23 protein-coding genes are annotated in these 25070 nt (G+C 74.3%); 8 read left to right on the forward strand and 15 right to left on the reverse strand.

What is annotated here, in order from left to right; all coding sequences use genetic code 11:
- Positions 1-70 precede the first annotated feature (70 nt).
- Positions 71-544 (reverse strand): hypothetical protein, encoded by a 474-nt coding sequence (locus ACIODU_RS10365; protein ID WP_401766131.1) that lies wholly within the window; start codon positions 542-544, stop codon positions 71-73.
- 258 nt (positions 545-802) lie between these two features.
- Here ACIODU_RS10365 and ACIODU_RS10370 point away from each other — a divergent pair, with 258 nt between their 5' ends.
- Together ACIODU_RS10370 and ACIODU_RS10375 are read left to right on the forward strand one after the other, a co-directional pair.
- Complete coding sequence (locus ACIODU_RS10370; RefSeq protein WP_401766134.1) at positions 803-1594, forward strand: MBL fold metallo-hydrolase; 792 nt, start codon at positions 803-805, stop codon at positions 1592-1594.
- A gap of 11 nt (positions 1595-1605) precedes the next feature.
- Positions 1606-2277, forward strand: a complete 672-nt coding sequence (locus ACIODU_RS10375) for a VTT domain-containing protein (protein ID WP_356421913.1) — start codon at positions 1606-1608, stop codon at positions 2275-2277.
- Here the strand turns inward: ACIODU_RS10375 and ACIODU_RS10380 are convergent.
- Both ACIODU_RS10380 and ACIODU_RS10385 read right to left on the reverse strand, forming a co-directional pair.
- Positions 2257-3318 (reverse strand): MBL fold metallo-hydrolase, encoded by a 1062-nt coding sequence (locus tag ACIODU_RS10380; RefSeq protein ID WP_401766738.1) that lies wholly within the window; start codon positions 3316-3318, stop codon positions 2257-2259. The two genes, ACIODU_RS10375 and ACIODU_RS10380, sit on opposite strands and share 21 nt — an antisense overlap.
- Before the next feature lie 1210 nt (positions 3319-4528).
- The gene (locus ACIODU_RS10385) at positions 4529-5821 is read right to left on the reverse strand and encodes an aminotransferase class I/II-fold pyridoxal phosphate-dependent enzyme (RefSeq protein ID WP_401766137.1); all 1293 of its coding nucleotides are present in this window, start codon (positions 5819-5821) and stop codon (positions 4529-4531) included.
- Positions 5822-6847: 1026 nt separating this feature from the next.
- On the opposite strand from ACIODU_RS10385, the gene ACIODU_RS10390 reads away from it, so the two are divergent.
- The 3 genes from ACIODU_RS10390 (at position 6848) to ACIODU_RS10400 (ending at position 9670) form a co-directional block, all read left to right on the forward strand.
- Complete coding sequence (locus ACIODU_RS10390) at positions 6848-8359, forward strand: bifunctional phosphatase PAP2/diacylglycerol kinase family protein (protein WP_401766140.1); 1512 nt, start codon at positions 6848-6850, stop codon at positions 8357-8359.
- Between the two features lie 101 nt (positions 8360-8460).
- Complete coding sequence (locus ACIODU_RS10395) at positions 8461-9270, forward strand: class I SAM-dependent methyltransferase (RefSeq protein ID WP_401766143.1); 810 nt, start codon at positions 8461-8463, stop codon at positions 9268-9270.
- A 49-nt stretch (positions 9271-9319) separates the two neighbouring features.
- On the forward strand, positions 9320-9670 hold the full coding sequence (locus ACIODU_RS10400) for a VOC family protein (protein ID WP_356421928.1): 351 nt from the start codon (positions 9320-9322) through the stop codon (positions 9668-9670).
- Positions 9671-9724: 54 nt separating this feature from the next.
- Here ACIODU_RS10400 and ACIODU_RS10405 read toward each other — a convergent pair whose 3' ends face one another.
- Both ACIODU_RS10405 and ACIODU_RS10410 read right to left on the reverse strand, forming a co-directional pair.
- Positions 9725-11704, reverse strand: a complete 1980-nt coding sequence (locus ACIODU_RS10405) for a DUF5107 domain-containing protein (protein ID WP_401766146.1) — start codon at positions 11702-11704, stop codon at positions 9725-9727.
- Between the two features lie 124 nt (positions 11705-11828).
- A complete protein-coding gene (locus ACIODU_RS10410) occupies positions 11829-12746 on the reverse strand; it encodes an arginase family protein (RefSeq protein ID WP_401766149.1) in 918 nt (305 codons plus the stop codon).
- Between the two features lie 130 nt (positions 12747-12876).
- On the opposite strand from ACIODU_RS10410, the gene ACIODU_RS10415 reads away from it, so the two are divergent.
- Positions 12877-13212 carry a DUF6204 family protein gene (locus ACIODU_RS10415; RefSeq protein WP_401766152.1) on the forward strand — a complete coding sequence of 112 codons (336 nt, stop codon included), beginning with the start codon at positions 12877-12879 and terminating at the stop codon, positions 13210-13212.
- A gap of 3 nt (positions 13213-13215) precedes the next feature.
- On the opposite strand, the gene ACIODU_RS10420 is transcribed toward ACIODU_RS10415, so the two are convergent.
- From ACIODU_RS10420 to ACIODU_RS10450, 7 genes are all read right to left on the reverse strand, one after another.
- On the reverse strand, positions 13216-13431 hold the full coding sequence (locus ACIODU_RS10420; RefSeq protein ID WP_401766155.1) for a DUF6243 family protein: 216 nt from the start codon (positions 13429-13431) through the stop codon (positions 13216-13218).
- Positions 13432-13556: 125 nt separating this feature from the next.
- On the reverse strand, positions 13557-14096 hold the full coding sequence (locus ACIODU_RS10425) for a GNAT family N-acetyltransferase (protein ID WP_356421941.1): 540 nt from the start codon (positions 14094-14096) through the stop codon (positions 13557-13559).
- Positions 14097-14132: 36 nt separating this feature from the next.
- Entirely contained in the window at positions 14133-15068 is a 936-nt protein-coding gene (locus tag ACIODU_RS10430) for an LD-carboxypeptidase (RefSeq protein ID WP_401766158.1), read from the reverse strand.
- A complete protein-coding gene (locus ACIODU_RS10435; RefSeq protein ID WP_401766161.1) occupies positions 15065-17113 on the reverse strand; it encodes a prolyl oligopeptidase family serine peptidase in 2049 nt (682 codons plus the stop codon). The genes ACIODU_RS10430 and ACIODU_RS10435 overlap by 4 nt, the downstream gene beginning before the upstream one ends.
- Positions 17114-17171: 58 nt before the next feature.
- Positions 17172-18527 carry a M20/M25/M40 family metallo-hydrolase gene (locus ACIODU_RS10440; protein WP_401766740.1) on the reverse strand — a complete coding sequence of 452 codons (1356 nt, stop codon included), beginning with the start codon at positions 18525-18527 and terminating at the stop codon, positions 17172-17174.
- 1 nt (position 18528) lies between these two features.
- On the reverse strand, positions 18529-19365 hold the full coding sequence (locus ACIODU_RS10445; RefSeq protein WP_401766164.1) for a M55 family metallopeptidase: 837 nt from the start codon (positions 19363-19365) through the stop codon (positions 18529-18531).
- Entirely contained in the window at positions 19359-20015 is a 657-nt protein-coding gene (locus ACIODU_RS10450) for a ScbR family autoregulator-binding transcription factor (protein WP_356422235.1), read from the reverse strand. Before ACIODU_RS10450 ends, ACIODU_RS10445 begins: the two co-directional genes overlap by 7 nt.
- A gap of 111 nt (positions 20016-20126) precedes the next feature.
- On the opposite strand from ACIODU_RS10450, the gene ACIODU_RS10455 reads away from it, so the two are divergent.
- Together ACIODU_RS10455 and ACIODU_RS10460 are read left to right on the forward strand one after the other, a co-directional pair.
- On the forward strand, positions 20127-21077 hold the full coding sequence (locus ACIODU_RS10455) for a ScbA/BarX family gamma-butyrolactone biosynthesis protein (protein WP_401766168.1): 951 nt from the start codon (positions 20127-20129) through the stop codon (positions 21075-21077).
- Between the two features lie 166 nt (positions 21078-21243).
- Positions 21244-21951, forward strand: coding sequence for an HAD family phosphatase (locus ACIODU_RS10460; protein WP_161308776.1), 708 nt, complete (start codon positions 21244-21246; stop codon positions 21949-21951).
- A gap of 161 nt (positions 21952-22112) precedes the next feature.
- On the opposite strand, the gene dhaL is transcribed toward ACIODU_RS10460, so the two are convergent.
- From dhaL to ACIODU_RS10475, 3 genes are all read right to left on the reverse strand, one after another.
- On the reverse strand, positions 22113-22790 hold the full coding sequence (gene dhaL, locus ACIODU_RS10465; RefSeq protein WP_356421955.1) for a dihydroxyacetone kinase subunit DhaL: 678 nt from the start codon (positions 22788-22790) through the stop codon (positions 22113-22115).
- Between the two features lie 61 nt (positions 22791-22851).
- A complete protein-coding gene (locus ACIODU_RS10470) occupies positions 22852-23850 on the reverse strand; it encodes a dihydroxyacetone kinase subunit DhaK (protein ID WP_356421958.1) in 999 nt (332 codons plus the stop codon).
- A 424-nt stretch (positions 23851-24274) separates the two neighbouring features.
- The gene (locus tag ACIODU_RS10475; RefSeq protein WP_401766171.1) at positions 24275-24988 is read right to left on the reverse strand and encodes a class I SAM-dependent methyltransferase; all 714 of its coding nucleotides are present in this window, start codon (positions 24986-24988) and stop codon (positions 24275-24277) included.
- Between the last annotated feature and the right edge of the window lie 82 nt (positions 24989-25070).

Consider the following 25070-nt stretch of genomic DNA (forward strand, 5'->3'; position numbering starts at 1 on the left):
GACACAGGGCGGCGCGGGGGCGGGTGGACGCGGGCCGGCGGCCACGGGGCGGCGAGGTGAGCGCCCCGGGTCAGCAGCCGTCGTACCCGGCCGTGGGCATGGAGAGCCTGCGGTGGACGTCGGCCTTCATCGCCGCGTCGTACGGCGGTTCGTCCAGGCCCACCGTCTCCAGCCGCACCCCCCGGCGCGCGCACTCCGCCGAGAAGGCGGGGACGGAGGTGAACGCCCGGTCGAGGACCCGTTCGTTGGGGGCGACGAAGACGTCGAGGAGACCGGCCTCGACGTCGACCCACAGCCCGTGGTGATCGGCGCGCAGCCCGTAGAGGAGCAGCTGGCGGGTGACGACGTACCCCTGGTCCGCCGCCCAGCGGGCGCACATCGCCTGCTGGCCCCGGGTGTCCACGAGGAAGGGGGTACGGTCCAGCTCCTCCAGGGGCGTCAGGCTGGCGATCACCGCCACCCGTACCTCGCCGGTCGCCACCTCACCCGTACCGGCTGCCCCGGCCGTACCGCCCGCCTCGACTGCCACGCCCGCCTCGGCCATGTCCCGTTCCCCACCCCTTTTGTCCGGGCCACCCCTTGTCCGGACCGCAGACCTTACCGCGCCCGCACCGGCCCGAGGGAGGCGTGCACCGGGCAGGGGGCGCGCGACCCGCGCCGTCCGGGGGCGCGCGGGAGGGTGCCCGGAAGCGGCGGGCGCCGGGTTCGCGGGCCCGTCGCGGGGTACCCCCCGTACGCTGAGTGCGGAGATCGTGCCCGGGGCGGGGTCACCGCCGCCCGGGCGGACGGAGTTGAGGTCGGGTTGGGAACTGTCATCACCTGGTGGGGTCACGCCACCTGCACGGTCGAGGACTCCGGGGTACGGCTGTTGACGGACCCCCTCTTCGTCCGGAGGCTGGCCCACCTGCGCCGCCGGCTCGGCGCCGTGCCCGCGCCCGAGGCCGCCGTCGCGGACGCCGTACTCGTCTCCCACCTGCACTCCGACCACCTCCACCCCCGGTCGCTGGCGAAACTCGCGCCCGGCACCCGGCTGCTCGTGCCGCGCGGCGCCGAGCGGGCGGTCCCGGCGCTCCGGCGGCTGGACGCCCGCAGGAACCGCGCCGGGCTGCGGATCACGGAGGTCGGCGTCGGCGACGAGGTGGAGATCGGCGCGCTGCGGGTACGGGCCGTGCCCGCGCGGCACGACGGCCGGCGGCTGCCGGTCGGGCCGCAGCGCTCGCCCGCCCTCGGCTATGTGATCAGCGGCGAGTCGCGTACGTACTTCGCCGGGGACACCGGACTCTTCGACACGATGGCGGACACGGTGGGTCCGGTGGACGTGACGCTGCTGCCCGTCGGCGGCTGGGGCCCGCACCTGGGGCCCGATCACCTGGACGCCGCGCGGGCGGCCCAGGCGCTGGCGGACCTGTCACCGGCCGCCGCCGTACCGGTGCACTACGGCACGTACTGGCCGATCGGGCTGGACGCGGTACGGCCCCACGAGTTCTTCTCGCCGGGCGAGGACTTCGTACGGCACGCGGCGCTGCTCGCTCCCAAGGTCACCGTGCACCTGCTGCGGCACGGCGAGAGCGTGCGGCCGGAGGCCCGCCGGTGATAGATCAGCTCATGAGCCAGCTGCCCACGGAGTCGACCCAGCAGGCCGTCGGCTATCCGTCGGTCTTCCTGCTGGTGACGCTGGGGGCGCTGGTGCCGGTGGTGCCGACGGGGGCCGTGGTGAGTTCGGCGGCGGTGGTGGCGTTCCACCAGACGGCGCCGCTCTCGATGCTGTACGTGTTCCTGGTGGCGTCGTTCGGGGCGTTCCTCGGCGACATGGCGCTGTACTGGCTGGGCCGGCGCGGGGTCGGGTCGAAGAACGGGTCGCGCTGGCTGGCGAAGATAAAGGACCACGCCCCGCCCGACCGGCTGGAGCAGGCGCAGGAGAAGTTGCGGGAGCACGGGGTCACGGTGCTGGTGCTGTCCCGGCTGGTGCCGGCCGGGCGGATCCCGGTGATGCTGGCGTGCCTGCTCGCCGAGTGGCCGTCGCGGCGGTTCGCGCGGGGTGACGTACCGGCGTGCCTGGCCTGGGCGGCGACGTACCAGCTGATCGGGATCCTCGGCGGCTCGCTCTTCGAGGAGCCGTGGCAGGGGGTGCTGGCGGCGGTGGTCCTCACGGTGGTGGTGGCCACGGCGCCGGCGCTGTGGCACCGGGTACGGGGAGAGGGCGGCGGCCGGGACGACTCCGGGCGCGGTGCTCCGGCCCCGGAGGGTCCCGGCTCCTCAGGGGGTCAGGAGACGTGAGGCGCCGACCGGCAGGTCCCAGAGCTGGGAGCGCGGCCTGCCGGTGTTCTCCCAGGCGGCCCTGACCCGGGTGAGGGGCTCCAGGACCGGTTCGGCGGAGAGGACGAACGTCGCCCAGTGCATGGGCGCCATGTTGCGGGCGCCGAGGTCCTGGCATGCCCGGACGGCCTCCTCCGGATCGGTGTGCACGTCGCTCAGCCACCAGCGCGGGGCGTAGGCCCCGATGGGGAGCAGCGCGAGGTCGATGCCGGGGTGGCGGCGGCCGATCTCGCCGAACCAGTGCCCGTAGCCCGTGTCCCCGGCGAAGTACACCCTCTGGCCGTGTCCGTCGCTCAGCACCCAGCCGCCCCACAGCGACCGGCAGATGTCGGTGAGGGTCCGCCGGGACCAGTGGTGGGCGGGTACGAAGTCGAACCGTACGGGCCGGCCGTCGGCGCCCGGCAGTTCGGCGGCCTCCCACCAGTCCAGCTCGGTGACCCGGCCGAAGCCGCGGCGCCGGCACCAGGCGGCGAGGCCCGCCGGGACGAAGAGGGGGGTGGTGCGGGGCAGCCGCTTGAGGGTGGGGGCGTCCAGGTGGTCGTAGTGGTTGTGGCTGATGACGACCGCGTCGACCGGGGGCAGGTCGGCCCAGCGGACGCCGACGGGGGTGATCCTGGCGGGGGTGCCGAGGATGCGGCGGGACCAGACGGGGTCGGTGAGGACGGTGAGCCCGCCGATGCGGACCACCCAGCTGGCGTGGCCAGCCCAGGTGACGGCGACGGTGGCGGCGTCCACGGACGGGAGCGGGCCGGGGGCGAAGGGGAGCAGCGGGACGTCCCGCAGCCCGGCCGCGCCGGGCCGTACGGTTCCCTCCCTGGCCAGCCGGGTCATGGCCCGCACGCCGGGGAGGGGCGCGGTCAGCCGGCCGGCGAAGGACTTGGGCCACCGGCGGATCTCCCCGAGCGGCCGCGGCGGCTGCGGCGGTTGCGGCGGCCCGGCGCCGCGCGACGAGGGGCCCTGACCTCGGCGGCTCTCTCCGTCCCGTTTCGTCTCTTCCGTCACTGGGGCTCCGTTCCACACGGTCGTCTCGGCGCGGTGGTGGTGAGGGGTGGGCGGGGTGGACCTGGGCGACCGGCGCCGGGGGTCCGACGCGGCCGGTCGACCCGGCGGGGCGGACCGGGGCGGTCCCCTCCGGCTGACCTGAACGACCGACGCGGCGGGGCGGAGCCGGGTGGTCCGCTCGGGGCGCCTGGCCTGGCCGGCCGGCTCGGCGAAGTCGCCTTGGGCGGTCCGATTCGGGCGGTCGCCCTGGGCGGTCCGATCCGGGCGGTCGACCTGGCCGGCCGGCGCGGCGGAGCTGACCCGGGCGTTCCGCTCCGAGCGGTCGACCTGGACGGTCGCCTCAGCGGAGTTGGCCCACACGGGCCGCTCCAGGCGCCTGACCTGGCCAGCCAGCACGGCGAAGTCCTCCTGGCCGGGCCAATCCGAGCGGCCAACCTGAACGGCCGCCTCGGCGGAGTTGACCCACACGGGCCACTCCAGGCGCCTGGCCTAGCCGGCCGACCCGGCGAAGTCGCCCTGAGCGGGCCAACCCGGGCGGTCGACCTGAACGGCCGGCGCGGCGGGGCTGACCCACCCGGGCCACTCCGGGTGCCTGGCCTGGCCGGCCGACTGGGTGAAGTCCTCCTGGCCGGTCCGCTCCGGGCGATCAACCTGAACGGCCGACTCCGCGAAGTCGCCCTGGGCGGTCCAATCCGAGCGATCAACCTGAATGGTCGCCTCGGCGGAGTTGACCCACGCGGGCCACTCCGGGCGCCTGACCTAGCCAGCTGGCTCGGCGAAGTGCTCCTCGCCGGTCCAATCCAAGCAGTCGACCTGGCCGGGCCAATCCGAGCGGCCAACCTGAACGGCCGCCTCGGCGGAGTTGACCCACACGGGCCACTCCAGGCGCCTGACCTAGCCGGCCGACCCGGCGAAGTCGCCCTGAGCGGGCCAACCCGGGCGATCGACCTGAACGGTCGCCCCGGCGGCGCTGACCCCCGCGGGCCGCTCCGGGCGCCTGGCCCAAGTCGTCGGCTCGGCTGGGTCGACCCGGGCAGTCCACTCTGGGGAGAGGGACTCAGCAGTCGACTCCGTACGGCTGACCGGAGCAGCCGACCCGACGAGGGCGGCCCGGGCGGTCGACTCGGGAGAGACGGACGTCTGGGCGAGCGACGCCGTACGGCTGACGCCGGCGGCCGATTCGGCGCGAGGGTCGTGAGTGGTTGTCGTCTCATGGCGGGGCGTCTCCGCTCGGCGAGGCGTCTTGGCTTCGCGGGGCGTCTCCGCTCGGCGGGGCGTCTTGGGTCAGCGGGGCGTCCTCGCTCAGTTCCTCGAAGGCGGAGCCAAGGCGGTCGAGTGCCTCCGCCACGTGGGGCAGCGCGAGGGGATCCGGTGCCGTGAGGGACTCCCACCGCTCCTCCGGGGTCGTTCCGAGCAGCGGTCCGGTCGACAGGCGGACGCGCAGCGTGTCCGGTGCCTCGCCGAACCGGTGGCCGCCGGGGACGGGTGTCCCCAGCCGGTGGCTCAGGTGGTCCTCCAGCTCCAGGGAGTCGGTCACCCCCAGCGTGGCGAGGCGTTCCCGCAGCGGGCCGAGGTCGGCGTAGAGGTGCCGGCCCGCCTCGGGCGGGAGGGAGAGCGCGCCGGAGGAGAGCACCAGCCGGTGCGCGGCGGCGGCCACGCGCCCGTGCAGGGCGGCGGCGGCCCGCACCCGGTCCGCGACGGGCCCGGGCTCGTCCAGCGCGTACGCGGCCGCGGCGCCGACAGGACCGGCGACGAACGCGCCGAGCGCGGTGAGGATGTCGAGGGTGTCGGTCCGCCGGGCGGCCCCGGCCGGGGTCGCGGGGAAGCGCGCGACGGCCGCCGGCCAGGCGGCGGGCAGGAGGGCGCCGACGGTGTCGTACAGGACGGTGACGTCGTCGGGCCGGCGCTCGGCGGGACTGAACAGGACCGTCCCGTGCGGTGCGTGCGGGGTGTCGCACCAGGTCTCGTCGCTGACGAGGTGCAGGCCCTCGGCGACCGCCGCCTCGCACGCCTCGGCGACCAGCTCGGGCGGCGCGACGGTGCCGGTGGGGTCGTCGGCGGGCGACAGCAGGAGGACCCGCGGGTCACCGCCCTCGGCGCGTACCCGCCGCACGGTCTCCAGCAGGGCGTACGGATCCGGTACGCCCCCGCACTCCGCCGGGGTCGGTACGGAGTACGCGGCCCGCCCGAGGAGGCGGACCTGCGGAACCCACCAGGCGGGACAGGGACGCGGCATCAGCACGTCCCCGCCCAGGGCGGCGAGCAGGGCGAACAACAACAGGGGCGCGCCGGGCGCGGCGACGACGTCCTCGGCCCTGACCCGGTGCCCGCGCCGCCCCCAGTAACCACAGGCGGCCTCACGCAGAACGGCGCTCCCGCCGACCGGCTCGGCCTCGCCCCGCCCAACGGCCGCCGCACAGACGTCCCCCAGCTCAGCGACGACGGGCAGCCCCACCTCAGGCGCGGAGGGCCCAAACCGAACGGGCCCCCGCCCCCGAACCAAGCGCCCCCCAAAACCCGAACCACCACCCGCCCCACCACCAGAAACCGAACCCCCCTCAGCCGGCCCCCCGACCGCGCGCGCCCCGGGCCCCGGACCACCACTCACCGAACTCACCCCCGCATGACCACCAGACGCCGGACCAACGGCCACCGGACCGGCAGGAACCGAACCACCCCCGGCCGCGCGCCCCCCGGGAGCCAGACCGCCATTCACCGAACTCACGCCCGCATCACCGCCCGGGCCCTGGCTCGCGGCCACATCACCACCGGGCGCCGGACCGAGGACCGCACCACCGCCAGGAACCGAACCACCCTCGGCCGGACGACCGGCCGCGCGCCCCCCTGGCCCCGAACCGCCACTCGCCGAACTCACACCCGCAACACCGCCAGGGGCCTGGCTCACGGCCGCAAGACCGCCAGGGCCCGAACTCACGCCCGCATGACCTCCAAGGGCCCGGCTCGCGGTCGCCTGACCGCAAGACGCTGGACCGGCGGTCGCGTGGCCGCCAGGAACCGGACCACCCCCGGCCACGCACCCCACGGGACCCGAATTGCTACTCGCCGAACTCGCGCCCGCAACACCGCCAGCGGCCTGGCTCACGGCCGCATGACGGCCAGACGCCGGACCGGCAGGAGCCGGATCCCCGGCCGCACGACCGGCAGGAGCCGGACCTGGGGGCGCCGCGGCCGTCGCCGGATCGCCCGTCGCCGGGCTCCCCGCGCCGTGGGCCACGTCGGCAGTGCTCCCCGACCCGCCGTCCCCACCCGCCCCGCCGGGGCCGTCGGCAGCGCTCCCCCACCCGCCGGGGCCGTGGTCGGTGGGGTGGGCGTTCCGCGATGTTCGTCGCATGTCGCCATCCCTTCCCGGTCGGCCGGATCGTCGTCCGCGCGCTCGTGGGGGCCGTTCCGAGCGCGGGGCCCCTGTCCTTTATACGGAGATATGCCCTCACCTGCCCCTCGGATACCGCGCCCGCCCGGATGTCGTACCGCCTGCTTGGGGGCCCGGTCCGCGGGGTACCCGCGTTGCATGTCAGACACCTCAGCGCGCTTCCGTCAGGCGACGCCGGGCACCAGAGCCCGGATCTCGGCCCTTCTGGAGGCCTGGGACAAGCAGGTCTTCGACTCCGTCGCGGCCCGCCACTGGCCGGGGGCCGGGCCGGTGCTCCCCCGGCTCAGCCGGGCCGCCAACCACGGACTGCTGTGGTTCGGCGCCGCCGCCGGGATCGCCGCCGTGGGGCACGGACCACGCTCCCGGCGGGCCGCCGTGCGGGGCATCGCGTCGCTGAGCCTCGCCTCCGCCGCCATCAACACGGTCGGCAAGCGCGCCGTACGCAGGCGGCGGCCCCTGCTCGACGCCGTGCCGGCGATACGGCAGCTGAAGCGGCAGCCGTTCACCACCTCCTTCCCGTCCGGCCACGCCGCCTCCGCCGCCGCCTTCGCGACAGGCGTCGCGCTGGAGTCCAAGGGGTGGGGCGCGGTCGTGATCCCCGTCGCCGCCGCCGTCGCCGTCTCGCGCGTCTACACCGGCGTGCACCATCCGAGCGACGTCCTGGTGGGCGCCGCGCTCGGCGTGGGGGCCGCCTACGCGATACGCGGCATCGTGCCGACCCGCAACCAGCTGCCGCTGCCGGGACGCCCGTACACGGAAGCGCCCGCGCTGCCCGGCGGCCAGGACCTCGTCGTCGTGGTGAACCGCGCCTCCGGCACCTCCGAGACCGCCCTCCTCGTGCGCGACGCGCTGCCGTTCGCGGAGGTCGTGGAGTGCGAGCCCGAGGACGTCGAGGACGAGCTGGAGAAGGCGGCGGGCCACTGCCGCGCCCTGGGCGTCGTGGGCGGCGACGGGACGATCAACCGGGCCGCGGTCGCCGCCGTACGGCACGGCCTGCCGCTCGCCGTCTTCCCCGGCGGCACCCTCAACCACTTCGCGTACGACCTGGGCGTGGAGGACGTGCACGCCACCGTACGGGCGCTGGCCGAGGGCGACGCCGTACGGGTGGACCTGGGGCGTTTCACACCCGGCCCCGGGGGCCCCGGCTCGGTGGGCCACTTCATCAACACGTTCAGCCTGGGCGTCTACCCGGAGCTGGTACGGGTGCGTGAGCACTGGTCCCCCCGGATCGGCGGCTGGCCCGCCGGCGTGCTCGCGGCGGTCAAGGTCCTGCGCGCCGAGCACCAGCTGCACGCCGAGTTCGAAGGGCGGCAGCGCTCGCTCTGGCTGCTCTTCGCGGGCAACGGCATGTACCAGCGCATGGGCCCGACCCCCGGCCGCCGGCACGATCTCGCCGACGGCCTGCTGGACGTACGGATCGTGCACGGCGGCCGTTTCCCGAGCCTGCGCCTGCTGTCCGCCGCGCTGGCGGGCCCGCTGAGCCGCTCGCCCGTGCACGCGGCCGAGCGGATGCGGCGGCTGCGGATCTCGGACATCGCGCCGGGGACCCCGCTCGCCTTCGACGGCGAAGTCGCTGAGGCGCCGAGGGAGTTGACCGTCGACAAGGCGGTCGAGGCCCTGACGGTCTACCGGCCGAAGGCCGTCTTCTAGGGCGGCCCCCCACCCCACCCATCCACATCGTGAGATCTGTGTCTCACTCCTCGACATGTCGGCGTACCGTGGCCCCACCGTCCACGAGAGGAAGCACGGCCATGCCGAAGGAGACCGCCGTCTACACGCACGGGCACCACGAGTCGGTGCTGCGCTCGCACCGCTGGCGGACCGCCGCCAACTCCGCGGCGTACCTCCTCCCCGAACTCCGGCCCGGCCAGGACCTGCTGGACGTGGGCTGCGGGCCCGGGACCATCACCGCCGACCTGGCCGCGCGCGTCGCGCCCGGCACGGTGACGGCGGTCGACGCCTCCCAGGACGTCCTCGACCCGGCGCAGGAGAGCGCGCGGGCTCGGGGCGTGGACAACGTCCGCTTCGCGGTCGCCGATGTCCACTCCCTGGACTACCCGGACGACTCCTTCGACGTCGTCCACGCCCATCAGGTGCTCCAGCACGTCGGCGATCCGGTGGCGGCTCTGCGGGAGATGCGCCGGGTGTGCCGGCCCGGCGGGGTCGTCGCGGCGCGGGACGCGGACTACGGCGCGTTCACCTGGTTCCCCGAGGTGCCGGTCCTGGACGAGTGGCAGGACGTCTACCGTACGGTCGCCCGGGCCAACGGCGGTGAGCCCGACGCGGGGCGGCGGCTGGTGTCGTGGGCCCGTGCGGCCGGCTTCACGGACGTCACCGCGACCGCCACGACCTGGTGCTTCGCCACCCCGGAGGACCGGACGTGGTGGAGCGGGCTGTGGGCGGACCGTACCGTCGCGTCGGCGTACGCGGACCGGGCGGTGGACGGCGGCCACACGACGCGCGAACGCCTCACGGAGTTCGGCGACGCCTGGCGGCAGTGGGGCGCCGAGGAGGACGGCTGGTTCATGGTCCCGCACGGCGAGATTCTCTGCCGCGTGTGACCGGCCGTTGCCGTGTTGTCCTCGATCGACTCCAACTAGGGTGACCCGTATGGAAATCCTGGGAACCACGTTGCGCATCTGCGTCGACGACCTGGAGACCTCGGTGATGTTCTACGAACACCTCACCGGAAGCCGCGCGCTCCGCTTCGAGCGCGACGGGGTCTCGGTCGCGGCCGTCGGCTGCTTCCTCCTGATGAGTGGCCCACCGGCGGAGATCGACGTCCTGCGCAAGGTGACGGCGACGATCGCGGTGAAGGATCTCGACGAGGCGGTGATCCGGCTCAACGGGGTCGGCGCCAAGGTCCTCGTGGGCCCGGTGCCGACCCCCGTGGGCCGTAACCTCATCGCCGCCCACCCGGACGGCTCGGTCTTCGAGTACGTGGACCGCCGGGCGGTCTGAACAGTCGCCCGGCAGGAGCCACCCGCCCGGCAGGATCCACCGGGGCACGCGCCCCTACGGGCGCATCCGGTACTCGTACGCGTCCGGCAGCGGGTCGTCCGTCAGCTCCGCCCACAGCTCGTTCAGCGTCTCCGCGCCCTCCCGGAGGTCCGCGACCTCGAACCCCGCGTCGAACAGGGCGCGGGCCTCCGCCTTCCGCCCCTCCGCGCTCAGCAGCCGGGCCTCCGCCAGCACGAAGGCGCCGCGCTCCCGCACGGACGGTGGGAGCCGGTCGTGGACGGCGCGTGCCTCGGCGGTACGGCCCACCGCCAGCAGCGCCGCCACCGCCTCCCGGCCCAGCGCCGCGAACACCGCCGTCCAGGCTTCCCCGTCCACGTCGTCCGCACCCGCCCCGCGCTCCCCCCACAGGTCGTCGCACGCCTCCACGTACAGGTCGGCGGCCCGCTCCGGGTGGTCGCCCATCTGGTCCGCGACGGCCAGGCACCGCAGCAACGGCCACCGCGGGGCCGCCCGTTCGAGTCCGCGCTCCCAACTGCGCACCGCCTGGGCCAGATCGCCCGCGTGCCACTGCGCCACCCCGAGGTGGTACTCGGTGTGCGGGTCGGCGGGCGCGGTCTCCAGCATGTCCCGCCAGTGCGGGGCGACCAGCGTCGGCCCGGGCGGTACGGCCCGGTCGGGCGCGGGCAGTGCCCCGTTGGACAGCAGCTCCACCCAGGGCGCCTGCTCCTCGCCCAGCGTGGCCTCCTCGAAGGGCGTGCCCGGCAGTTTGTGCCCCGCGCGCAGCACCTCCAGCGCGCCCCACCCGGACCCCACCGCCAGCGGCTCCCCGGGCCGTACGTCCGCGCAGGCCAGCCACGCCGTGTAGGCGGCGTCGACCTCCGCGCGCGGGAGGGCCGCCTCCAGCCGGTCCGCGACCTCCGCGCGGGCCGCGCCCCAGTCGGCGCCGTGCACCGCGTCGGGATCCGCGGCGAGCGGACCGTACGCCTCCAGCCAGCTGAACTCCCCGCCCGCTTCGAGCGGTACGTGCTCCAGCTGGGTCCGGGCCAGGCCCGCCTGGATCTCCGCGTAACCGGGCGTGCCCGGCTCGGTCAGCCACCGCTGCCAGCGCCGGCCGCCCCGGCCCGCGCCCCACACGAAGAGCTTGCGGCCGCGCAGCGCGTCGGTCGACGTCTGGACGAGGCCCTGCCCGGCGCCGTCCAGGGACGCGATCCATTTCCGTTCCCCGGCGGGCACTTCGTAGAAGTAGTCGGCCGGGAACGTGCCGCGCGGCGGGTAGGTGACGTCGGTGCCCGCGACCTCGGGCACGGGGACCCGGCGCAGGTCGCGCTCGTACCCGAAGTGCCACGCCTCCGTCGCCGGGGCCAGGACGCGGGTGCGCTCGTCCTCCTCGACGGCGATGTTGGACCACCAGTAGACCGGCGCGGTCCGCTCGTGCGGATTGCGGATCCGTACGCCGACATAGAGGAAGTCGGACCCGTCGGGCAGCCACAGGTCCACCTGGAACGGCAGGTCGCGCAGCCGCTCCCACTCCCAGAGCCGCAGCATCTCGCCGCCGTCGGGGGCCGGGACGAGCGCCGCGTGCAGCGGGGCGCAGGAGAGGGTGGTGTGGCCGGTGGCGCCGATGTTCCACTCGACGCCACCGGAGAACCAGGCGCCGTTGAGCGCGAAGCACGCGGGCTGCAACACCGGGTTGCGGTAGACCAGTTCACGGCCGGTGGGCTTGTGGCGGATCGAGTGGACACGGCCGCCGAGGCCGGGCAGGACGGTGACCCGCAGCCGGTCGTTCTCGATCACGAGGGCGTCGAGGTCCGTGGGCGTCCGCTCGCGTCCGTACCCGTCGAGGATCCGGACGGGGAGGACGGTCCGCAGCGGCGCGTACCCGACCTGGCGGGCCATGTCACGCGGCATGCCCCGTTTCGCGCGGTCGTCGACCGTGTGGGTCTCGTCCAGGGCGCGCAGGGCGGGCAGGGGGTTCTCCGGCCCCAACGGGGCGGCGGGCAGGGTCAGTACGGCACGTCGCACGCTCGTGGCCACGGCAACCTCGCTTCGTCCGGGGGCCGCGCGCTCTTCCGGTGCCGGGCCCGGTGACCATGGAACACGCTCGGTGGCGCTCTGACCAGGTGTCAACACGTACGGGGGACGCGCGGCGCCCTCGCTCTCACTCCCCCTCGGGTACGGTCCCCTCGTCCCGGAACGCCCCGACGACCAGATCCGCGAGCAGCGCGCCGGCGGTTCCCTCCGGGTCCAGGTCCGGGTCGTAGATGGTGACGTTGAGGCCCACGCAGTGCGCGGAGCGGACCAAGGTCCGCAGCAGGACCGCGAGTTCAGCGGGGAGCAGGCCGCCGGGATCGGGGCTGTCGACGGCGGGCATCACGGACGGGTCGAGGACGTCCGCGTCCAGGTGGACCCAGAAGCCGTCGGTCACCGGGGTCTCCAGGGTGGGCAGTACGGCCCCGGCGAGGTCGGCCGTACCCCATTCGCGCAGCTCGCCGACCGTGACGGTCGGAATCTTGAGGCGGGCCAGTTCGTCGCGGTCGTCGTCGTAGTCCCTGATCCCGAAGAGCCGTACGTCCTCGTCGCGCAGGTAGGGACGCAGCCCTTCCAGGTCGGTGAGGTCCCGCTGGCCGCGTCCGGTGCTCAGCGCCAGCTCCTCGCCGCCCGCCGCGCCGACGGAGGCGGAGTTGCCCGGGTGCCGGAAGTCCGCCGAGCCGTCGATCGCCGCGAGCCCGTACCGGCCGAGCCTGCGCAGCGCCAGGGAGGCGCCGAGCTGGATCGAGCAGTCGCCGCCCAGCACGACGGGGAAGTCCCCGGCGCGGACGTGGTGTTCGATCCGGTCGGCGAGGCGCGGGGTGTACGCGGCGATCGCGGCGGCGTTGAAGACCCCGTCGCCCTCCTGCCACGCGCCCCGGTCGTAGCGCGGCGGCACGACGACCCCGCCCTCGGACGCCCCGAGCCGCTGGACGATCCGCTGCTCGCGCAGGGCGCCGGCGAGCTTGTAGCAGCCGGGGACGGTACCGGGGGCGGGCGGGCGCAGGCCCAGGTTGGAGGGGGCGTCGATGACCACGATATTCCGCATGCGGGTCATCCTCCGCGTCGTAGGGTGCGTCTTCAAGCGGGTTCGCGCGCGACGGACACGGTCCCGGCGCGAGGCGATCCGGTACGAGACGGTCCGGCACGACCGGACGCGCGAAAGGGCAGGCGGGACGATGGGAACGCAGCACACCTACCGGGTGATCGTACGAGGGGTGTGGGACGGCCTGACCGACGAGGCACGGGCCCGGCTGCTCGCGGAGGTGGACGCCCACGGCCTGACCGAAATGCGCTTCACCCCGGAGGGCTCGCTCTCCTACGACCGCGCCCTCAAGCGCTTCACGTACCGCTTCGTGGTCCTCTCCGACGCCGAGGACGGCGAGGAGATGGCCGTGGCGCTCGCGGAGGACCGCGCGGAGACGGCCCTCAAGGCTCTCGGCTGCGGCCACCGCGACCTGCGCTCGACCGCCACCGACATGGACGCGATGAAGATCAACAGAAAGACCCGCTGACCATCAGCCCTGTGCGCTGTTGTCGCCCGCCTGCCCGGCGTCCCCGGCCGCGCCCGCCTTCTCGCGCATCTTGCGCACCAGCTCCGCCTTCTGGTCGGCCGCGCCCTGGCGGTCGAGGTTGCGGTGCGGGCCGTTGTTCTGCCGTTCGGTGCGGGACAGCCTCTTGCGCTGGCCGCCGCCCATGCCCACGGGGTTGTTGATGTTCTTGCTCACGGTCACGGGCTCTCCCGGTGGTGGTGTGGAGTGATGTGCGGATCCCGGCCTGCCAAGGGTACGAGCCCGGTGGTGCTCGGTGCTCCCGCTGCGCGCGGGAAGGGCACCGGGCGGGAAGGGCGCCGGGCGGCTCAGTCCACCATCTCCGCCGTGATCGCCCAGCGTTCGTGGTCGCGCCACGCGCCGTCGATGAGGAGGAAGTCCGGGGAGAGCCCCTCCAGCCGGAAGCCCGCGCGGCGCACGAGCGCGATCGAGGCGGCGTTCGCGGGCTGGATGTTGGCCTCCAGGCGGTGCAGACCGAGCGGGCCGAAGGCGTAACGGATCACCAGGCCCAGCCCTTCCGAGAGCAGGCCGCGCCCGGCCGCGTGGGCGAAGGCGCCGTAGCCGAGGGCGCCGCTCTGGAAGGCGCCCTGGACGATGTTGTTGATGTTGATGAAGCCGGCGGCGCGGTGGTCGTCCCGCGCGCGGACCAGGAATCCGGTACGGGTGGGGTCCTCGATGAGGCGGCGCGCGTACGGCGTGTAGTCCTCGGCGCGGGTGGGCGGGAAGAGCCAGGGGTGGTGCAGGTCCCGGCTCTCGCGGGCGAGCGAGGTGAACTCGTCCATGTCCTCCTGGCGGTACGGGCTCAGGTAGGTGCGCGGACCTTCGGCCAGGTCAGGGCTGTCGGGCATCCCCTCAGCGTACCGCCGGGCAGGGGTCCGCGCCGCTCACACCAGCGCCGGTACGTCCAGGGTCAGCGTCCCGCGCCCCGCGTCGAGCGTCGCCGGCACCCCCAGCGGCACCGTGAGGTTCGTGGGGCCGTGGCCGAAGCCCATCTCCTCCACGACCGGCACGCCGAGCCCGCCCAGCCGGTCCCGCAGCACCGCCCGCACCTCGTCGTACGGCCCGCACTCCGCCCAGGACCCGAGGCCGATCCCGGCCACCCCGTCCAGCGCGCCGGAGCGCAGCAGCTGGGTCAGGATGCGGTCCAGGCGGTACGGCTCCTCGCCGGTGTCCTCGAGGAGCAGCAGTCCGCCGGCCATGGTCGGACGGGCGTACGGGGTGCCGAGGTCGGCGGCGAGCAGGCTGGCGCAGCCGCCGAGGGTGACGCCCCGGGCCCGGCCGGGGACGAGTGCGCCGGCCGCCGGTCCGCCGCCGAGGGTCATCACCGACTCGGGCTCGAAGAGCGTGGCCCGCAGCGACTCCTGGGTGTCGGGGTCCTTGAGGAAGGTCACGGCGGCGGTCATCGGGCCGTGCAGCGTGGCCAGGCCCATCCGTACGGCGAAGGCCTCGTGCAGCGCGGTGATGTCGCTGTACCCGACGAAGACCTTGGGCCCGGCGGCCCGCAGGGCGGTCCAGTCGAGCAGGTCCACCATGCGCTGGACTCCGTAACCGCCGCGCGCGCAGAGCACCGCGGACACGGTCGGGTCGCACCACGCCTCCTGGAAGTCGCGGGCCCGGTCCGCGTCCGTGCCCGCGAGATATCCGAACGCGCCGTGCCGGTCCAGGACATGGGGCGCGACGACCGGGTCGAGGTCCCAGCCGCGCAGCAGGTCCAGGCCCGCGTCGAGCCGTTCGGCGGGCAGCGGGCCGCTGGGCGCCACGACGGCGACCTTCGCTCCGGGGCGCAGTCGCGCGGGCCGGGTCAGGGGGGTGACGGTCACCGGGTGAGCTCCAGCTTCGGGACGTCGGTCCTGGTGAACCGGAACGTCTGGGCGTACAGGGACAGTTCGGCCTCCAGCGCGCGGATCATCGTGGCCGCCTTCCGGAATCCGTGGCCTTCGCCCTCGAAGGTGAGGTAGGCGTGCGGGATGCCGCGCCCGGCGGTCCTGGCCAGGAACCTCTCGCACTGCTCGGGCGGGCAGATGACGTCGTCGAGCCCCTGGAGCAGGAGGAACGGCGAGGTGATCCGGTCGACTTGATGGATGGGCGACCGGTCGCGGTAGCGGTCGGGGACCTCGGCGAGCGGCCCGATCAGCGATTCCAGGTACTGGGACTCGAAGTCGTGGGTCCCGTCGGTGGCCCAGCCCTCCAGGTCCAGGATGGGGTAGCTGATGGTGCCGCAGCCGTAGACGCCGGTGGCGGCGAGGGAGGCCGCCGCCGTCCAGCCGCCGGCGGACCCGCCCCGTACCGCCAGCCGCGCTCCGTCGGCGGTGCCCTCGGCGGCCAGCGCCCGGGCGACGGCCGCGCAGTCCTCGACGTCGACCACGCCCCACTGCTCGCGCAGCCGGTCGCGGTACTCCCTGCCGTAGCCGGTGGAGCCGCCGTAGTTGACCTCCACCACGCCGATGCCCCGCGAGGTGAAGTAGGCGATCTCCAGGTCGAGGACGAGCGGGGCGCGGCCCGTGGGCCCGCCGTGCGCCCACACCACGTAGGGGGGCAGTTCGCCGTCGGGCGCCGCCGTGTCGGGGCTGTACGGCGGGTAGACGTGGGCGTGGACGTCGCGCCGGCCGGGTCCGGTGAAGGTACGGATGTGCGGCTCGGGGTAGTAGGCGGGGTCGACGGGGTCCCGGTGGGCCTCGCCGACGACCCGGGCGCGGCCGGTGACGGTGTCCAGTTCCACGATCTCGTACCCGGAACGGGGTCCCGCCGCGACGCCGATCACCCGGTCGCCCCGCACGGTGAGGTCGGCGGCCCATTCGGTCCACGGCCCTGCGGTGTCCACGACGTCGCCGGTCTCCGGGTCCAGTATCCCCAGCGCGTTGGCGCCCTTCCCGTGGATGACGGCGATCATGCCGTTCGCCAGCGGGTGGAACCACCGCAGGCCGATCTTCCACAGCGGTCCGCCGAACTCCTCGCGGCGGCCGGGGCACAACGGGGTGGCCGGCGGCAGCGGTGTGGGGCTGCCGCCGGGCGACGGGAGGGGGCCGGAGAGCGCCGTGTCGAGGCCGAGGCGCTGGATCTCCCACCAGTTGCCGATGTCCGAGACGAGGAGCAGCGCGCCGTCCGGTGACCAGTCGACCTGGGCCACCGACTCGCCGACGCCTCCGGCGACGGTCCTGACGCCGGTGAAGGGGGCGGTGGGCCCGGGTCCCGCCGGTGCCACCGCGCCGAGCTGGACGACCGTGCCGTCCCAGGGCATCCGGGGGTGGTCCCAGGCGATCCAGGCGACGTGGGCGCCGTCGGGCGAGAGCCGGGGTCCGGTGACGAAGCGGTGGCTGTCGTCGGACAGTTCGCCTACGGCGGTACGGTCCCCGGCGGCGGAGCCGTCGAGCGGGACGGCGGCGATGACCCGCCGTACGTCGGTGGGCCGTTCGCCGGTGAACTCCTCCAGGACGCACCAGACTTCGCCGCGCTCCCGGTCGATCCGGGGGTCGGCCCACCGCAGGCCGCCGCCGGTGGCGGACACCGGGGTGAGGGGGCGGGGTCCGGCGTCGCCGTCCGGCTCGTACGCGTACAACCGCTGGTCGGGGAAGTGGACGAAGACGATCAGCGGCCCGCCGTCGGGGCGCTCGGCGCCGGCCCAGGGCACCCCGCCGTACTCGACCACCCGGCTGCGGACGTTCCACGGCGGGGGCAGCACGGACTCCTCGCGGCCGTCGGGGTGCCGGCGCACGAGGGCACGGCGGCCGTCCTCGGCGGGCCGCGGCGCGGTCCACCACAGCTCGTCGCCGACCGCCCCCACGTACTCGGGCCGGCCGTCGTGCGACGCGGCGAGGGTGGCGTCGATCGGCGACGGCCACGTTCCGTACGCCCCGGTGGGCACCATGGACAACTCTCCTAAGCGGGCTGGGGGTGGTGGCTGCGCGGACCGGAAACGGCGGTCCCTACGCGGACCGGAGGAAGTGGTCCAGGACGCGGACGCCGAAGTGGAGCGCCGGGACGGGGACCCGTTCGTCTACGCCGTGGAAGAGCGCCTGGTAGTCGAAGCCGGGCGGCAGCTTGAGGGGCGAGAAGCCGTAGCCGGTGATGCCGAGGCGGGAGAACTGCTTGGCGTCCGTACCGCCCGACATGCAGTACGGCACGACGTGCCCCGCCGGGTCGAACCGCTCGACGGCCGCCCGCATCGTGGCGAACACCGGTGAGTCCACCGGGGCTTGGAGGGCGGTCTCCCGGTGGTGGAACTCCCACTCGACGTCAGGGCCGGTGAGCAGGTCCAGGGTGGCGCCGAACTCCTCCTCGCCGCCGGGCACCATCCGCCCGTCGACCAGCGCGGTGGCCTGCCCCGGGATCACGTTGACCTTGTAACCGGCCGCCAGGACCGTCGGGTTGGCGCTGTTGCGGATCGTCGGCTCGACCAGCGCGGCGGCCGGGCCGAGCTTGCCCAGCAGGTCGTCCGGGTCAAAGTCCGGGGCGTCGACATCGGTCTCCACCCCGTGCAGGACGGCCAGTTCCCGCAGGGCGGCCCGGACGGTCGGGGTGAGGCGGACCGGCCACTCGTGGTCGCCGATCCTGGCGATGGCGGCGGCGAGCCTGCTGACCGCGTTGGCGCGGTTGACCTTGGAGCCGTGTCCGGCCCTGCCGTGCGCGGTGAGCTTGAGCCATCCCGTGCCGCGTTCGCCGGCCGCGATCGGGTAGAGCGCCATGCCGGGGCCCGCGTGGAAGGTGAAGGCGCCAGATTCGCCGATGCCCTCCGTACACCCCTCGAACAGCTCCGGGTGGTGGTCGGCGAGGAAGCCCGAGCCGTCGACGGCGCTGGCCTCCTCGTCGGCGGTGTAGGCGATCACGATGTCACGGCGCGGCCGGACGCCCGCCCTGGCCCAAGCGCGGACGACGGAGAGCACCATCGCGTCCATGTTCTTCATGTCGATCGCGCCCCGGCCCCACACCACCCCGTCCCTGACCTCCCCGGAGAACGGGTGGACGGTCCAGTCGGCGGCTTCGGCGGGCACCACGTCCAGGTGGCCGTGGACGAGGAGCGCCTCGGCGGAGGGGTCCGTGCCCTCGATCCTGGCGACCACGTTGGTACGGCCCGGGGTCCGCTCGATCAGGGTGGGTTCGAGCCCGGCGCCGGCGAGCCGTTCGGCGACGTACTCGGCCGCCGGGCGCTCCCGGCAGTCGCCGCTCCCCCGGTTGGTGGTGTCGATGCGGATCAGGTCGGAGGTGAAGGTGACCACCTCGTCCAGCGCCGCCGCGTCGAGTGCGTCGATCGGGTCGCTGGGCGTCGTGTCGCTGGGCGTCATGTCAGCCATACTGCTCCTCCACCGCGGCCGAGACGATCGTGGTGACCGCCTTGAAGGTGCGAATGCCCTCGTACATCGTCCCGCTGGTGTACACGACGCGGCGTTCGCCCGTGGCGGCGACCCCCGGAACCACGGTGGCGGCCGAGGCGAGATGGGCGGCGTCGAACTCCAGCTCGACGCTGAAGGGACCGGCGGGCGCCGGTTCGTACCGTACGGCGAGCGCGGTGGCCTCCTTCGCCGCCGCGCGGATGTCGGCGGCGGTACGGGCCGGGGTACGGCACACCGCGGCGTACCGCGAGACGTGGTCCTTCACCGCGACCTTGCGCGCCCCGGGGGCGTAGCCGTCCGCGTCCGCGCAGGTCAGGTCGTCGCCGGTGACCAGGACCACCGGGACGCCGTACTCGGCGACGACGGCCGCGTTCAGCACTCCCTCGCTCGCCCGCGTGCCGTTGAGCCACACGCCGGTGATCGAGTTGGCGAGGTAGGTGTGCGCGAGGACCCCGTCCGTACCGGCGCCGGTGTGGTAGCCGACGAAGGCGATGCCGTCGACGTCGCCGTGCTGCGCGCCTTCCACCATGGAGAGCGACTTGTGACGCCCCGTCAGCAGCTGGGCGCGCTCGTCCAGCCGCTCCAGGAGGAGATTGCGCATGGTCCAGTGCGCCTCGTTGATGAGGACGTCGTCGGCGCCGCCGTCGAGGAACCCGAGCACGGCGGCGTTCACGTCGGAGGTGAACAGGGCACGGCAGCGCTCCCACTGCGGCGTGCCGGGCAGGACGTCGGCCGGCCAGGTCACGCCGGTCGCGCCCTCCATGTCGGCGCTGATGAGGATCTTTACCATGCGCCAGTCCTATCGCAGGTGGCCGCGGGTACGCACGGGCGCACCCGCTCCAGCAGTCCGGCCGCGTCGGGGCGCGCCTGGAGCCCGGCCAGCAGCAGCAGCCACAGGTCGCGGAGCCGGTCCTCGATGTACTCCCGGCCGTCCAGGGCGTCCGAGACGGTGTGGAGGCCGAAGAACGCGTACACGACCCCGTGCGCGGCCACGCGGGGGTCGAGGTCCGGGTTGAGTTCCCCGCCGGCGCGGGCCTGTTCGAGGAGCGTGGTGACCGTGGCGAGCCAGCCGACGAACGGGGCGGGCAGCGGGGCGTCGATCGCGGTGCGCTCGGCCCAGAGGCGGGCGCCGGCCCGGACGACGACGTCGTCGCGGAACGCCTTCGCCACGTCGAAGCTCAGTCCGACGAGCCGGTCGAGCGCGGGGCGCTCGGCGGTGAGGTATTCCCCGACCAGCTCGGGCCAGGTCGCGAAATGCGCCTCGACGATCGCGAGGGCGAGTTTTTCCTTGCTGACGTAATGGAAGTAGATGGCTCCGCTGGTACGGCCGGACTCCGCGCTGATGTCGCTGATACTGGTCCCGGCGTATCCCCGCTCATCGAACAGGCGTGCTGCCGCTTCCAGAAGAAACCTACGCGTGTTTTTCGCCCTAGCCTGCACGTGCACTCCGAGTCCCGATTCCGCTGCTGACATCACGCAATGTAGTGCTTTCCGCCAATGCCGCGACAACGCTGGCGTGCAGATCCCGAGAAATTGGGATTGTTTTATTTCATGATGGATTTGTTCGATGAACTCGGCGGTGACTCCGGACCGCTGAGCTGGTCGCGCACCGTCGCCCGTGAGACGGTCCACCGGGCCTCGGTCGCGGAGGTGCTCCTGACCGACGTACGGCAGGCGGGGGACGGCCGCTTCGAGGCCGCCGCGTGCTGGCCCCGCTCCCATCCCACCTTCCCGCGCGGCGGTACGGATCTCCACAGCCCCCTGATGGTCGTGGAGACCCTGCGGCAGCTGGGCATCTACCTGCCCCTGCGCCACTACGGCGTCGCGCCGGACGCCCGGCTGCTGATCACCGACCTCTTCTTCCGCATCGACCCGGCGGCCGAGCCCCGGGCGGCCTTCGGCGCCACCGAGATCACCTGCCTGGCCACCGTGAGCGAGGTACGGCGCGGGCCGGGCGGCGCCGTGACGGCGCTGCGCCTGGAGGTGGCGTTCCTGGCCGGCGGGCGGGCGTTCGCCCTGGCCGGCGGGGGTGCGCTCTTCCTGGACGAGGAGCGGTACGGCACGGTGCGCGCGGGCCGGGCCGGGACCGTCGCCGCCGGAACGCCACCCTCGGACCGACCACGTCCCGACGCCGCGACGGTCGGGGTGCACACCCCGCACGACGTCCTGGTCACCCATGGCGCGGGGCCCCGGCGGACCGGGGGGCCGGGCCAGGACGACATCCTGCTCGTCGAGCCCGCCGACCCCCGCCACCCGTTCTTCTTCGACCACGCGTCGGACCACGTGCCCGGCATGGTCCTGCTGGAGGCGGCACGGCAGGCGGCCGCCCGGCAGAGTGGCGGAACGTTGCTTCGCCCTACCGCCGGACGGCTGAAAGCCGCGCGGTTCACCGAATTCGATCCGCCCGCGCGCATTCTCTGCGTGCCACACCACTCGACCTGCGTCTTCCGCGTCCTGCAAGGGGGCGAACAGAAAGCATTCGGCACCCTGCACTACCGGTGAACACCCTCGTCACGATCCGTGCCTCCTTGACTACGTCGAGTCGCCGTCCTTAGCGTAGCGATCGTTATGTTTTCGGCGGGCGCCGGATGAACACACTCCGCGCGCCCGCCACTCAAAGCCGCCCTCTCGGGCGCCACTCCCCTACGCGAACGGACAAGAAATCGAAATGACGGCTTCTCGCATCCTTTCCTGGACCCCCGCGGCCATTGTTTTCGACTGCGACGGCACGCTGATGGACACCGAACGGCATTGGCAGGACGCCCGCGACCTCGTCCTCGACGGGTACGGATTCGCTCCCGCCCCCGGATTCGCCGAACGCGCCAAGGGCCTGCACTACACCGAGTGCGGCACCCTCATGGCCGTGGAGTCGGGACGCCCCGACCTGGCCGGGGACATGACGTCCCAGCTGCTCACGGAGTTCCGGTCGCTCGTCGCCGAGCAGCCGATGACCATGCCCGGCGCCCGGGAACTGGTCCACGACGTACGGCGGTTCGCGCCGCTGGCCGTCGCCAGCAACTGCCCGGCCGAGGTCGTCGAGTCCTGCCTCGACACGGCGGGACTGCTCGACTGCTTCGACCACATCGTGGTCCCCGACGACACCATCAGGCCCAAGCCGCACCCGGACGTCTACCTCACGGCCGCCAAGCTGTGCGGCGTCGACCCGGCCGACACCCTGGCCGTCGAGGACTCGCACTGCGGCGTCCAGGCCGCGGTGGGGGCCGGCATGCGCGTCCTCGGGGCGGGCTCCTGGCCGAGCCCGGAGACGGTGGCCCTGGTGGACCTGTGGGTCCGCGCCCTGGACAACCCGGAGGTACGGCTCTGGGCCTGCGACCGCATCCCCAGCCAGGCGCAGGGAGGCGTACCGGCCAGCTAGGAGGTCACGCGGTATTTTCGACGCGGGTCAGGTGCGGGACCGCCGGGAGCCGGCCCCGCGCACCCTGGCCTGCCAGAGCCCCGGCCCCCGCCGGACGTCCCCGCCCCGGAACGCCACGCCCGTACAAGAGCCTTACGAGGCCGCGGTGTTGGCCGGTGCGCCTACCGGGCCGCCGGAGTGGGTTCCTCCAGGTACGGCGCCAGAGTCGTGACGCTCTCGCCGGACGACGAGAAGAGCAGCGCGATGCCCACCGCGCCCGGGTCGGGCACCCCTGAGGCATGTTCCCCCACGTAGCTGGCCCTGCCCCGGCGGGCCCGCAGCCCGGCCGTGTCCCGTACGCCCTCCCAGGAGGCGGCGGCCGCACGCGACAGGGCCTCCCGCGGGTCCCCCTTCCGGTCGCACGAGCGCAGGGCGTCGCAGGCCGGCACCAGCGCGTCGACCAGCGTCTTGTCCCCCGGAGCGGCCTCCCCGACCCGCCGGATCGCCGACAGGCCCGCGCCCGCGCCGGCGGCCAGCGCGCTCACGGTCAGCTCGCGCCCCGCCTCCGTGGCGGCCACGGCCATTTCGTGGAAGAGCAGCCCGAACAGCGGTCCGCTCGTCCCTCCCACCTCGTCGAGGAAAGCCGTGGCGGCGGCGCGCAGCGGGGCCGCCGGATCCCCGGGACCGGTGGGCGGGTCGCCGAGGAAGCGGAGTGTGACGTCCAGTCCCGCCATGAGGTTGGTGCCGAAGTCGCCGTCCCCGGCGGCCTGGTCGAGCGCGGTCAGTTCGGCCTCGGTGGCGGAGACGGACGCCGCGAAGCGCCGCATCCAGCCGTCGGTGAACGTTCCGTCCACGTGCATGGCGTCCTGCCTCTCTTCGGGTCGGCGGCGCTGCCGCCCAGGTCGACGGAGAGCGGTCGGCTCAGCGGGGCCAGGCAGCGGTACGGGCCGGGGCGTCGAAGAGCTTGACCGTCTCGGCGTCCGCCACCATCACGGACAGGGAGAAGCCCCTCATGTCCAGCGCGGTGACGAAGTCGCCCACCAGCACGCGCTCGGTGGTGATCCCGCGTGCGTCGAGGACCCGGGCCGCGTCGGCGAGCACCGCGTACAGCTCCAATCGGGTGAGCGAGCCGAGACCGTTGACCAGGAGGATCACGGACGCGCCCTTGCCGAGCCCCAGGGACCGCTCCAGCGCGCCCGCCATGTTCCCGACGAGCTCCCGGACCGGCTGCCGGGGGACGGTGTGGTCCGCCCGCTCGCCGTGTATCCCGACGCCGTACTCCATTCGGTCGATCGGCAGCTCGAAGGCCGGCAGCCCCGTGGTGGGCGCGGTGTGCGCCTCGGAGGCGACGGCGAGGCTCCGGCAGCGGGACACCAGGTCCGTCCCGAGGTCCGCCAGGTCCCGCAGTCCCAGCCCGGTGTCGGCGGCGGCCCCGAGCACCTTCTCGACCAGCACGGTCGCGCCCGTGCCGCGCCGGCCCGCCGCGATCGCCTCGGACTCCGAGGCGAGGTCGTCGTCGATCAGCACGCGGGTGCAGGCGATGCCCTCGTGGACGAGGCGCTCGGCCGCGATGCCGAAGTTGATGCGGTCCCCGGTGTAGTTCTTCACCAGATGGAGTACGCCGTCCTCACGGGCCACGGCCCGGGACGCCATGAAGACCTGCCGGTTGTGCGGGGAGGCAAAGATCCGGCCCGGACAGGCCGCGTCCAGCATGCCCAGCCCGACAAATCCCGTGTGCAGGGGCTCGTGCCCCGAGCCGCCGCCCGACACCAGGCCCACCCGTCTGGCGGGGGACGTGTGCAGGGCCCGTATGAAACCGTGCTCGACGTCGTGCGCCACCAGATCGCCGTGGGCGCGGGCGAAGCCGGCCAGCGCGTCGATGACCAAAGAGTCCGAACTGTTCCCGAAGTACAAGGCCATGTGGGCTCCCAGAAATCACCCGCCGCGGGCGGACCACCGGATGGCCATCGTGTGCCACGACACGCCGGGCGGCAACTCACACCGACCCGGCGGCCGAAGCACGCTCCCGGCCCGGGAACGCCTCTCGTACGCCCTCCCGACCCCGGCCACGCCCTGTCCCCGCCCCCCTTCGCGCCCCCGGGGCGGGGCCTGGGCGACGGGTCGGTCCCGGTGGGGTCCGGCGGCCACCGGCTCACTCCGGAGCGGGCCGGCTCACCCCGGGGCGGACCGGGGTGAAGCCCGGCCGGTCGCACCCGCCCCGGGGGGTCCCGGTCACTCGCGGTCACTCCCGGTCACCACCGGCCCGTACCGCGCGCTCCCGGGGCCGTACCGCGCACTGCCGGCCCCGGCTCACCGCCCGCCCGGGCTCACTCCCCGCCCCGCCTCACTCCCGGGCGAGCACGAACCAGCGCGCCGGCAGGTCGATCCTGGTGCCGTCCGGCAGGTGCTCCGTCTGCGGGAGCACCGTGTCGCCGCTGTCCAGGATCTTCAGGCCCGCAGCCCGCAGCAGATCGGGGACCTCCTCGTCGGCCGCCCCGGCCGGCCGCAGGCCGTGGTCGAAGACCCGCTGGAGCTTCGCGGGCGTACCCGCCTCCACCGCCCGCTGGAACACCGCCTTCGAGGCGGAGGTCAGCTCGACGACGAACGCCCGGCCCCGGGCCCCGACGAGCCGCGCGACCGCCCCGGCGACCGCCGCGCGGTCCTGCGGCTCGCTCTGGTGGATGACGGCGCGCATGTAGACGTTGGTGTCGCCGAGCCGCGCCGCCAGGGCCTCGACCGCGTCCGCGTCGACCAGGTTCAGCTGTTCGTACGTGGCGGCCTTCTCCGTGTCCGCGCGGCGCGCGTGCTCCACCGCCGCCGCCGACAGGTCCACGCCGACCGCGCGGGCGAAGAGCGTCGCCAGATAGCGGGTCTGGGTGCCGCTGCCGCAGCCGAGGTCGACCACCGGCAGCGACGCGTCCGCGTACGGCAGCAGCAGAGCGCTGTGCGGTACGGAGCTGAGGGAGGCGTCCGAGTCCCAGATGGCCTCCCCCGGCGCGTCGGAGGTCTCCCGCCAGTACCCTTCCCACGCGTCCCGGTAGCGCTGCGACACATCCATGTGCGTCTCCCCAAGTCCAGCTGTCCGAAGCAGAGTTGTGCAGGTCAGGACTACCGCTGGGAACGCTCGCCGGGCAAGGGGT

The sequence above is a fragment of the Streptomyces sp. NPDC088261 genome, assembly GCF_044740805.1.
Lineage (GTDB): Bacteria > Actinomycetota > Actinomycetes > Streptomycetales > Streptomycetaceae > Streptomyces.

Excerpts from the sequence above, each read along its gene's own strand:
- ACIODU_RS10475 (WP_401766171.1), bottom strand. The coding sequence starts at position 24,988 with ATGGATGTGTCGCAGCGCTACCGGGACGCGTGGGAAGGGTACTGGCGG.
- ACIODU_RS10425 (WP_356421941.1), bottom strand. The coding sequence starts at position 14,096 with ATGCCCGACAGCCCTGACCTGGCCGAAGGTCCGCGCACCTACCTGAGC.
- ACIODU_RS10375 (WP_356421913.1), top strand. The coding sequence starts at position 1,606 with ATGAGCCAGCTGCCCACGGAGTCGACCCAGCAGGCCGTCGGCTATCCG.
- ACIODU_RS10455 (WP_401766168.1), top strand. The coding sequence starts at position 20,127 with ATGATGGATTTGTTCGATGAACTCGGCGGTGACTCCGGACCGCTGAGC.
- ACIODU_RS10470 (WP_356421958.1), bottom strand. The coding sequence starts at position 23,850 with ATGGCCTTGTACTTCGGGAACAGTTCGGACTCTTTGGTCATCGACGCG.
- ACIODU_RS10365 (WP_401766131.1), bottom strand. The coding sequence starts at position 544 with ATGGCCGAGGCGGGCGTGGCAGTCGAGGCGGGCGGTACGGCCGGGGCA.
- ACIODU_RS10390 (WP_401766140.1), top strand. The coding sequence starts at position 6,848 with ATGTCAGACACCTCAGCGCGCTTCCGTCAGGCGACGCCGGGCACCAGA.
- ACIODU_RS10445 (WP_401766164.1), bottom strand. The coding sequence starts at position 19,365 with ATGGTAAAGATCCTCATCAGCGCCGACATGGAGGGCGCGACCGGCGTG.
- ACIODU_RS10400 (WP_356421928.1), top strand. The coding sequence starts at position 9,320 with ATGGAAATCCTGGGAACCACGTTGCGCATCTGCGTCGACGACCTGGAG.
- ACIODU_RS10440 (WP_401766740.1), bottom strand. The coding sequence starts at position 18,527 with ATGACGCCCAGCGACACGACGCCCAGCGACCCGATCGACGCACTCGAC.
- ACIODU_RS10460 (WP_161308776.1), top strand. The coding sequence starts at position 21,244 with ATGACGGCTTCTCGCATCCTTTCCTGGACCCCCGCGGCCATTGTTTTC.
- ACIODU_RS10415 (WP_401766152.1), top strand. The coding sequence starts at position 12,877 with ATGGGAACGCAGCACACCTACCGGGTGATCGTACGAGGGGTGTGGGAC.
- ACIODU_RS10435 (WP_401766161.1), bottom strand. The coding sequence starts at position 17,113 with ATGGTGCCCACCGGGGCGTACGGAACGTGGCCGTCGCCGATCGACGCC.
- ACIODU_RS10410 (WP_401766149.1), bottom strand. The coding sequence starts at position 12,746 with ATGCGGAATATCGTGGTCATCGACGCCCCCTCCAACCTGGGCCTGCGC.
- ACIODU_RS10395 (WP_401766143.1), top strand. The coding sequence starts at position 8,461 with ATGCCGAAGGAGACCGCCGTCTACACGCACGGGCACCACGAGTCGGTG.
- dhaL (WP_356421955.1), bottom strand. The coding sequence starts at position 22,790 with ATGCACGTGGACGGAACGTTCACCGACGGCTGGATGCGGCGCTTCGCG.